This is a genomic window from Intestinibacter sp. (genome assembly GCF_051866655.1).
Lineage (GTDB): Bacteria > Bacillota > Clostridia > Peptostreptococcales > Peptostreptococcaceae > Intestinibacter.
In genome coordinates, this window is sequence record NZ_JBJDXL010000017.1 from 1 (window position 1) to 8,472 (window position 8,472).

General features: G+C 29.5%; 11 protein-coding genes. 9 read left to right on the forward strand and 2 right to left on the reverse strand.

The window, feature by feature from the left end; all coding sequences use genetic code 11:
- Positions 1-2 precede the first annotated feature (2 nt).
- The 3 genes from ACI3VO_RS00435 to ACI3VO_RS00445 all read left to right on the forward strand — a co-directional run bounded on the left by ACI3VO_RS00435 (position 3) and on the right by ACI3VO_RS00445 (position 2,185).
- Positions 3-140 (forward strand): RNA-binding protein, encoded by a 138-nt coding sequence (locus tag ACI3VO_RS00435; protein WP_439756026.1) that lies wholly within the window; start codon positions 3-5, stop codon positions 138-140.
- Complete coding sequence (locus ACI3VO_RS00440) at positions 133-936, forward strand: HAD hydrolase family protein (RefSeq protein WP_439756017.1); 804 nt, start codon at positions 133-135, stop codon at positions 934-936. The genes ACI3VO_RS00435 and ACI3VO_RS00440 overlap by 8 nt, the downstream gene beginning before the upstream one ends.
- A 151-nt stretch (positions 937-1,087) precedes the next feature.
- Entirely contained in the window at positions 1,088-2,185 is a 1,098-nt protein-coding gene (locus tag ACI3VO_RS00445) for a KamA family radical SAM protein (protein ID WP_439756018.1), read from the forward strand.
- Positions 2,186-2,259: 74 nt separating this feature from the next.
- Here ACI3VO_RS00445 and ACI3VO_RS00450 read toward each other — a convergent pair whose 3' ends face one another.
- Both ACI3VO_RS00450 and ACI3VO_RS00455 read right to left on the reverse strand, forming a co-directional pair.
- A complete protein-coding gene (locus ACI3VO_RS00450; protein WP_320624647.1) occupies positions 2,260-2,475 on the reverse strand; it encodes a DUF2992 family protein in 216 nt (71 codons plus the stop codon).
- Between the two features lie 134 nt (positions 2,476-2,609).
- Complete coding sequence (locus tag ACI3VO_RS00455; RefSeq protein ID WP_439756019.1) at positions 2,610-3,020, reverse strand: hypothetical protein; 411 nt, start codon at positions 3,018-3,020, stop codon at positions 2,610-2,612.
- 242 nt (positions 3,021-3,262) lie between these two features.
- Here ACI3VO_RS00455 and ACI3VO_RS00460 point away from each other — a divergent pair, with 242 nt between their 5' ends.
- The 6 genes from ACI3VO_RS00460 to ACI3VO_RS00485 all read left to right on the forward strand — a co-directional run.
- On the forward strand, positions 3,263-4,927 hold the full coding sequence (locus ACI3VO_RS00460; protein WP_439756020.1) for an NEAT domain-containing protein: 1,665 nt from the start codon (positions 3,263-3,265) through the stop codon (positions 4,925-4,927).
- A 9-nt stretch (positions 4,928-4,936) separates the two neighbouring features.
- Entirely contained in the window at positions 4,937-5,566 is a 630-nt protein-coding gene (locus ACI3VO_RS00465) for an NEAT domain-containing protein (RefSeq protein WP_439756021.1), read from the forward strand.
- On the forward strand, positions 5,567-6,112 hold the full coding sequence (locus ACI3VO_RS00470; RefSeq protein ID WP_439756022.1) for a class D sortase: 546 nt from the start codon (positions 5,567-5,569) through the stop codon (positions 6,110-6,112). It abuts the gene before it with no gap.
- An 86-nt stretch (positions 6,113-6,198) separates the two neighbouring features.
- Positions 6,199-7,065, forward strand: a complete 867-nt coding sequence (gene isdE, locus ACI3VO_RS00475) for a heme ABC transporter substrate-binding protein IsdE (protein ID WP_439756023.1) — start codon at positions 6,199-6,201, stop codon at positions 7,063-7,065.
- Positions 7,058-8,068 (forward strand): FecCD family ABC transporter permease, encoded by a 1,011-nt coding sequence (locus ACI3VO_RS00480; protein WP_439756024.1) that lies wholly within the window; start codon positions 7,058-7,060, stop codon positions 8,066-8,068. The genes isdE and ACI3VO_RS00480 overlap by 8 nt, the downstream gene beginning before the upstream one ends.
- A partial coding sequence (locus tag ACI3VO_RS00485; RefSeq protein WP_439756025.1) for an ABC transporter ATP-binding protein occupies positions 8,061-8,472 on the forward strand: 412 nt, incomplete at its 3' end. The genes ACI3VO_RS00480 and ACI3VO_RS00485, both read left to right, overlap by 8 nt.

Below are 8,472 nucleotides of genomic sequence, written 5' to 3' on the forward strand. Positions count from 1 at the left end.
AAATACTTGTAGACGACTTAAACGACGAAAAGCTAAAACATATATTGATTTTAGCAGAAGAAAAAAATGTAGAAGTAGAACAGATCGATTTAAAAGCATATAGCTGCTGTGGAATAATCAAGAGAGTGAGGGATGTATAATATGGTAGTATTTTCTGATTTGGATAGGAGTATAATCTACTCTAAGAAGTTTATACATGAAGAATCAAACCCACTTGATATAGAGATTTACAACGGAGAAAATATTTCTTATATATCACAAAAAACTATTGAAAATATAAAAAAGATAGAGAAAAGCAGCGATTTTATACCTACGACGACTAGAACGATCGAGCAGTTTAAAAGAATAAATTTTAAAAAATACGGTCTCGATTTTAAGCAAGCCATTACTTCAAATGGAGGAAATATTTTAATAGATGGAGAAATAGATAGAGAGTATAAATCGTTAATAGATGGAAAGCTTAAGCTCAGTTCACCTATTTGTGATATTATTAAATTATTTGAGGAGTACAAATATATAGAGGGTATTAGAAAATTTAGAGTAGCAGAAAATTTGTTTTTTTATATAGTTGTAGATCAGAATAAATTTGATTTAAACGATTTAAATTCATTTACAGAAAAAATAAGTGATTTAAATTGGGATGTCTATGTAAGCGGAAGAAAGGTTTATTTTTTACCTAGGGAGATAAAAAAATCTACTGCATTAAAGTATATTTGCGATAAATACGGATACAAAAATACATTTGCCATAGGCGATTCTACTATGGATGGAGATATGTTAAACTTTTGCAATTATTCGTATATATTAAAGCATGGAGATTTTGTAAACTGTGTAAAAAATGGTGATAAATTTATAATAAGTGAAAAAGAAGGATTTTGTGGAAGTGAAGAAATTTTAGATAAGGTCATATTATGTCAAAATAACTTTAATTTTTAAAATATATTGTAAAATATTGTAATAAAATTGGGTATAATATAAATGGAAAAACTTAGTAATCATTGATATAATATAATTATAGAAAAATTTTAATTTAAAGATTATTAAATTAATATGTATTTTTCAAAAATTATATTGAGGGGTGATATTTATGAGTTGTCCAGTAATATTAGAGAAAAATATAAATAAATTAAATGATTTATTTATGCTCTTAGATTTAAGCCCGAGTGAGATAAATAGTATAAAAGAGATATCAGAAAAATTTCCGATATCTATACCTCCGTATTATTTATCGCTTATAAATAAAGATGATAAAGACGATCCTATAAAAAAGATGTCTATACCGTCTGAATTTGAAAAGGATTTAAGAGGAACCTTTGACACTAGTGGAGAAGGACAAAATACTGTAATTACAGGTATGCAGCATAAATATAAAGAGACCGCTATGATTTTATCTACAAACCAATGTGCAATGTACTGTAGACATTGCTTTAGAAAGAGATTTGTTGGATTATCCGATGAGGAAATTGCCAAGCATTTTGATGAAATGGCAGAGTATATAAAAGAACACGAAGAGATATCAAATGTACTTATATCTGGAGGCGATTCTTTTGTAAACTCAAATTCAAAAATAAAAGAATTATTAGAACTTTTTACTTCAATTGATCACTTAGATTTTATAAGATTTGGGACTAGAATCCCAGTTGTAATGCCTCAGAGAATATCAGAAGATTACGAGCTACTCAACATACTAAAGACATATTCTAAAAAGAAACAAATTTATGTAGTCACACAATTTAATCATCCAAATGAAATAACAAAGGAATCGAAAAAAGCTGTAAAATTACTTCAAAAAATTGGAGTAGTAGTCAAAAATCAAACTGTGCTTTTAAAAGGTGTAAACGACTCTCCTGAAGTTTTAGGTGATTTATTAAAGAAATTGACGTCTTTCGGGGTTGTACCTTATTACATTTTCCAATGCAGACCTGTATCAGGTGTTAAAAGCCAATTTCAAGTGCCGTTTAGTAGAGGATATGAGGTAGTTGAGAAGGCTAAAGCCATGCAAAATGGTCAGGGCAAATGCTTTAAATACTGTTTTTCATGTGAAAAGGGAAAAATAGAGGTAGTCGGTAAATCGGGTGATGACATGATTTTTAAATTTCACGAGGCAAAGCATGAAGAGGATCAGGGAAGAATTTTTTATAAAAAAATTGATGAAGATACCTGCTGGCTGTACGATATAGATTAATCAATAGGCTGTTTGCAAATAATATATAGGCTCATTTTAAGCTTGTATATACTTGCAACAGCCTAAAATTTTGCCTAAAGTAATACAGTTTTTTCAGCGTCAAATTCACTTTTTTGGAAAGTCAGATTGTTGAAATTTTTTAAGAAATATTTATAGACATCGCAAGTTGGAGGCTCAAAATCGAAAAATACTTTACATATTTCAATATCATCTCCATTTTTTCTCGAATATTCACAAATCCAGTTGGGTTCTTCAAAATATATATTAAGATTTGCATATACATTATTCATATTAAATACCTCCTTAGAGCTTATTAATCTTACTTAATAAGTATTCTAGAAGTTTACAAACTATTCCAAAAACAAAAAAATAAGTATAAAAAAACTTGTACCAATTGAATATTGATACAAGTTTTGTAATCGTTTTATCTCAACATTTTATCTTCTCTATCTAAAATATTGTCTACGTCTATCTTACCGTCGATAGCTTTTGTAATTGCTTCTTCTATAGTTTTACCAAGAGGCATTAAGCTAGTAGTATTATAAGATATTTTGTCTAGTGTTCCAAAACAGAATCTGTATCCAGTTGAGAAAGCAAGTAAAGTGTAGTGACCATCGTATTCTTCTTTAGCTATATAATCAGCAACTACTAGAGCTTGAGCTAAATCCATTTGGTCCATATCTTTTATAAATGTAAGATTGTCAGTAGATAAAACTACTTTGACAGGATTGTTGTCTAATTTAACTAATGCTTCATGAGAGCTTATTTCTTTTAAGTATACTCCTAAAGTATGAGAACTTCCAGTATTATATAAAACTCTATCACCAAATTTCATTCTAAATCCCCCTTTAAAAAACGTTTTCTTGAAAGTCTGTATTAAACTTATATTTAAATTATAGTCTAATTGATTCATATTTTCAAGAATTAACAGGTAAATATTAAATGACAAAAATATCTGAAGATTATGTAAATAAAATTTTCGTATAAATAAAATTGAAAAACATAATTATTTGTAATTGACATTGATTATCAAATATGATAATCTTATATTACAAAAAAAAGAAAGTGAGGAGTAACATGATATTTAGACACAAAAAATTAAGAACAGCTATGGCAATGATGGCGATTTTATCGATTTTTGGGGGAACTGTAAACAATGTATACGCAGATGGGGTTTATCAAAATAAAAGTATAGTTTCAGTTAAAAGCGATCAAATACACAAATTAAATACAGTATTAAAGCACGAAACAAAGGATGAAGAGTCATCAGCAAATAAATATGTACAGAGAAGTTACTTAAAAGTAGAAAATAATAAAAAATACATGATTATAGTTTTAAGCTCTGGACAATTGATGAAGTCGGTAGTACCTACTGTAGATGGAAACGAAGTAGAGTATACAAATACTTTAAAAGGAGAAGATAGAACTATAACTTTTGAAATAGAATCTCTAAATCAAGATATAAGAATAAATTTTGAGATAAATCCTTTCTCTGATTTTATAGTAAATGCAGCTTGTAGAGTTGAAGCTGAGATAGCTGACAGTTCGGATGAAAATGATACTGACAAGGAAGAGGATAAAGAAGAAAATGATACTATAACAGGTGCTACTCCTGATAAAGATCCTTCAGAAGAAGACAAAGACGATTCAGCAGAAGAAGATAAGGAAAATGAAGAGGACAAAGAGGAAGATAATAACACTGTAGATCAAGAAAAGCCAGAAGATAATAAACAAGAAAATGATAAAAATGAAATTGAAAACAGTGGAAATTCAAATGCTACATATAAAAATGGATATTATCAAATAAAAAACATAGTTATTCTAGACAATGAAGTGGGATATTCAATGGTGAGAAATATCTTAAATGAAACTAGTAATTTAGAGATAAAAAATGGAAAATACTATCTTACATTTGAGATGGCACAAAGCAGTTTAATGAAGGATATAGTTATAAAATCAAACTCAAAAACTTTATCTTATACAAAAACAAATGTTGGAAATGACACTGTAAGAATAAAATTACAAATACCTAGCTTATCGTCAGTTTTAAATATAAGCTCTTATGTAACAGCTATGGATAGAACTGTTGATTTTGATTTAAAATTAAATCAATCTACATTAAAATTTGTAAGCTCAAATGAAGAAGGCAAGCTACCAGAAAACAACAATTCTAATAATATAAATAATAATAATGGAAGTAATAGCTCAAATAATTTTGAAAATAATAATAGTAGTAACAACCTAGTAGAGAATAATTCTACAATAAAAGGTAAATTATATACAATAAAAAATGAGATTGTACACGATAGTGAAACAGGAAGAAAGATGGCTAGAACTTATTTAAATGAAAGTTCAAAAATAGAAGAAATAAATGGACAGTTTTACTTAACTCTTACATTTACAGGAGTTGATTTAATGCAAAACCATAAATTCTATGTAAATGGATCATTAGTAAATCATGAAGTTGTATCATCGACTTCTTCTAGCAAAAGCTATAGATTTAAAATAAATTCTTTAAGCGATGATATAAAAGTAAATGTATTTATAGTTCCAATGAATACAACGGTGGAATTTGGAGTTAAATTACTTGAAAATACGTATACATTTGTAAAAGATTTTGAAGTAGCTAGCAATGGAAAATTACCTCAAACTGGAAGTGTAATAAATAGTGAAGCACTATTTATGGGAGGAAGTTTAATAACTGCCTTAGGTGCATTTTTAGGAAGAAAAAAAAGAAAGTAGGAATCGAAAATGAAAATTTTAAAGCATTTATTTGCGATATGTTTGACGATAATGAGTTTGACTAATTTTTCCTTTGCAGGTGAAAAGGAAGATTTAGTGCCAGGGTTATATGAATTAAAAAACGATGTCTACCATGAACAAGAAATAGGACAAAATATGGCTAGAACTTACTTAAATGAAACTATGCAATTGGAAATTCTACAAAAAGGTGACTACAGCTATACGATAGAGTTTAGTGGAGTTGAATATATGAAGGATCACAGGATATTAGTGGATAATAAAGAAGTCGATATAGATATAGTAGAAGAGACAGATTCTACTATAAAGATAAAATTCGATGTTGATTCACTAGATTCTAAAATAAAAACTCAAATATATGTAGACGCAATGGAGAGAGATGTAGAATTTGATATTATACCTGATTTTGAAACCTTAGAGCTTATAGAAGAATACGAGGTGGCTGAGGAAACAGAAGAAGTAGAAGCTACTAGAGATGAGAAAGATACAGATGAAAATTCTGATGGAGCTTTAACTCAAAATGAAACATCTCTATACAGTAAATACAAGTTACCTATAGTAGCAGTTGTTTTATTTGGAATAATTGTTGTAACAGGGTTTGTAGTTAAGAGAAAAAAATAAATGCGAAGAAAAATAAGTAGATTTTTAATTATTGTGGGGTTATTGATTGCAATAATCCCACAAGGATTAAAGTACTATTCAAAACAGGTTGAAAAAGAGAGCTTCGAAAGGTTTCAAGAGAGTATAAAAGAGGATGGAGATAAAGATTTCGCTCTTGGAGATGAAATAGCTATTATAAAAATAAAATCTCTGGATTTAGAGACTGTAATTGTAGAAGGTACAGACGAAGAGGATTTAAAATACTATGTATGTCACTTTGAGGAGACTGCCATGCCTGGAGAATACGGAAATTTCTGTATCGCCGGTCATAGTAGCTATTGGTACAATCAAGTATTTAAAAAATTGCATAATGCTAAAATAAACGACGAAATAGAGATAGAAACAGCTAAAGAAAGTTTTACTTATAAAATAAATGAAATATTCGATACAGAGGCTGAAAATACTTCTGTATTAAGTCAAAGCATGGACAAAAAGGAGATAACTCTGATCACATGTACAGACGGAGGAAAGAAAAGATTGATTGTGAAGGGGGAAATTCAGGAGTAGTTTTCCCTTTTATTTAAAATTATTGAATTAGAAAATTATTTAAATTTACATAAATTGTACAAATAAAGAAAAGAGAGGATATAAAATTGAAAAAATTTTTACTTATGATATCGGCTTTACTAGTAGTTTTTGTAGCTGTTGGATGTTCGAGTCAAACTACTGAAGAAAATACTGCTAATAAAGAAGAAAAAGAGCAGATTGTAGTCGCTACATCTGTTGCTATAACAGAAATACTAGATGAATTAGGTGTTAAAGTAAGCGGTGTACCAAATACTAGCTACGATTTACCAGATAGTGTAAAGGATGCCACAAAGGTCGGAAGCCCCATGAATCCAGATATGGAAATCATAAAATCATTGAAGCCGACTAGTGTAATATGTGTAGATACGTTGGGAAGCGATTATGAAAAACAATTTGAACAAAACAATATAGATGCGGATTTTTATAATTTGAGCGATGTAGACGGCTTGAAGGAAACTATATCTAGCTTAGGTGAAAAATTCGATAAAAAGGATAGGGCAGAAGAAATTTTATCAGATATAAACAAGATAGAAGAAAAGGTTTCAAAAAATAAGACATCAGATCAAAAGATACTCGTATTATTTGGAGCACCTGGAAGTGTGATGGTGGCTACAGATAAAAGTTATGTAGGAAATTTAGTAGAGCTAGCTGGAGGAAACAACGTATTTTCAAATGCGACGACTTCATTTGCTCAAATTAATTCTGAAGAAATAATAAAGTCGAATCCTGATAAAATACTTGTAATGACTCACGCAGAGCCTGAGGCAGCTAAAAAATCTGTAGAAGAGGAATTAGAAAAGAAATCATGGAAGCATGTAAATGCAGTTAAAAACAAAGATATAACTTATTTAGAAAATGGATATTTTGGAATGAGCGCCAATTTAAAAATAGGTGATGCTTTAGAAAAATTAGGAGAAATATTATATGAATAAAGTAGAAACATATGGTTTGAGCGACAAAAAGAAAATATACATGATTTTGAGTGTAGTTTTAATTTTAGTTTTAACTGTATTGATATCTTTGAGAATTGGAAGTATTGAGATTTCTTTTATGGAGCTTGTCGAGGGTCTTTTTTTAAAAAAAGAGAGTGAAGGCTTTTTAATAATTAAGGATTTGAGATTGCCTAGAGTATTAGCTGCTGTAATAATTGGTGGAAATTTAGCTGTATCTGGAATTTTGCTTCAAACCACGATGAAAAATCCACTTGCAGATCCGGGGATAGTAGGTATATCTTCAGGGGCAAGTTTAGCTTCGATTTTAGCGATGGTTTTATTTATAGAAATTGCAAAGTACAAGCTTATAATGGCTTTTTTAGGAGGTATAGTAGCTGCGTTTTTAGTCTATTTAATAGGTGAAGATAGAGGATTTTCTCCTCTGAGGATAATACTTGCAGGTGTATGTGTAAATTCGATTTTAAATGCACTTTCATCGATAATCACAGTTTTTAATAGTGCAGGAGTCTCATCTATACAAACATGGCTTATGGGAAGCTTAGTAAATGTAACTTGGGTAGATTTTAAAATACTAGTTTGTTACACGCTTATAGGAATTATTTTAATTTTATCTGTGATAAAAAGCTGTGACCTTATGGGTCTGGGAGATAAGACAGCGCAGAGTCTAGGTCTAGATGTAAATAAGTCTAGAATACTTATAACTACAGTAGCTGTATTTTTGACGAGTATATCTACAGGAGTAGGAGGAGTTATTTCATTTGTGGGACTTGTAGTACCGCATATTTGCAGATTTTTAATAGGATCTAAACACAAATACTTAATACCATTTAGCTATTTTACAGGTGGAGTTTTGCTTTTGATTGCAGATACAATAGGTAGAAATTTATTTAGACCTTATGAGATACCAGTGGGACTTGTCATGTGTCTTATAGGCGGTCCGTTTTTTATTTATATACTTAGAAGGAGCAAGAAAAATGATTAAACTGGAAAATGTGAGTTTTTCCTACCAAAAGGAAAGGGACTTTATAAAAGATTTGTCTTTAGAATTTGAAGGTGGAAAAATTACTACTATACTTGGACCAAATGGAAGTGGAAAAAGTACGCTTTTGCATATGATATCGACTTATTTAAAGCCTAAGTCCGGGAAAATTTACTTAAATGATATGGATTTAAAAAAATTAAAACAAAAGGAAATAGCTAAATACATATCGTGTGTCTATCAAGAACACGAATCCCCAGATGATATTACAGTTAGAGATTTAGTTTCATTTGGCAGAAATATTTATACAAATAAAGATGAAAATGAAAAAATGATAGATTTTGCACTAGATGCTACAGGAATTTCTGATATACAGAATAAAAAAGTAAATAATTTATCTGGAGGTC

Bases quoted from the DNA above. Each gene is read 5' to 3' on its own strand.
- ACI3VO_RS00440 (WP_439756017.1), top strand. From the start codon at position 133: ATGTATAATATGGTAGTATTTTCTGATTTGGATAGGAGTATAATCTAC.
- ACI3VO_RS00445 (WP_439756018.1), top strand. From the start codon at position 1,088: ATGAGTTGTCCAGTAATATTAGAGAAAAATATAAATAAATTAAATGAT.
- ACI3VO_RS00450 (WP_320624647.1), bottom strand. From the start codon at position 2,475: ATGAATAATGTATATGCAAATCTTAATATATATTTTGAAGAACCCAAC.
- ACI3VO_RS00455 (WP_439756019.1), bottom strand. From the start codon at position 3,020: ATGAAATTTGGTGATAGAGTTTTATATAATACTGGAAGTTCTCATACT.
- ACI3VO_RS00460 (WP_439756020.1), top strand. From the start codon at position 3,263: ATGATATTTAGACACAAAAAATTAAGAACAGCTATGGCAATGATGGCG.
- ACI3VO_RS00465 (WP_439756021.1), top strand. From the start codon at position 4,937: ATGAAAATTTTAAAGCATTTATTTGCGATATGTTTGACGATAATGAGT.
- ACI3VO_RS00470 (WP_439756022.1), top strand. From the start codon at position 5,567: ATGCGAAGAAAAATAAGTAGATTTTTAATTATTGTGGGGTTATTGATT.
- ACI3VO_RS00480 (WP_439756024.1), top strand. From the start codon at position 7,058: ATGAATAAAGTAGAAACATATGGTTTGAGCGACAAAAAGAAAATATAC.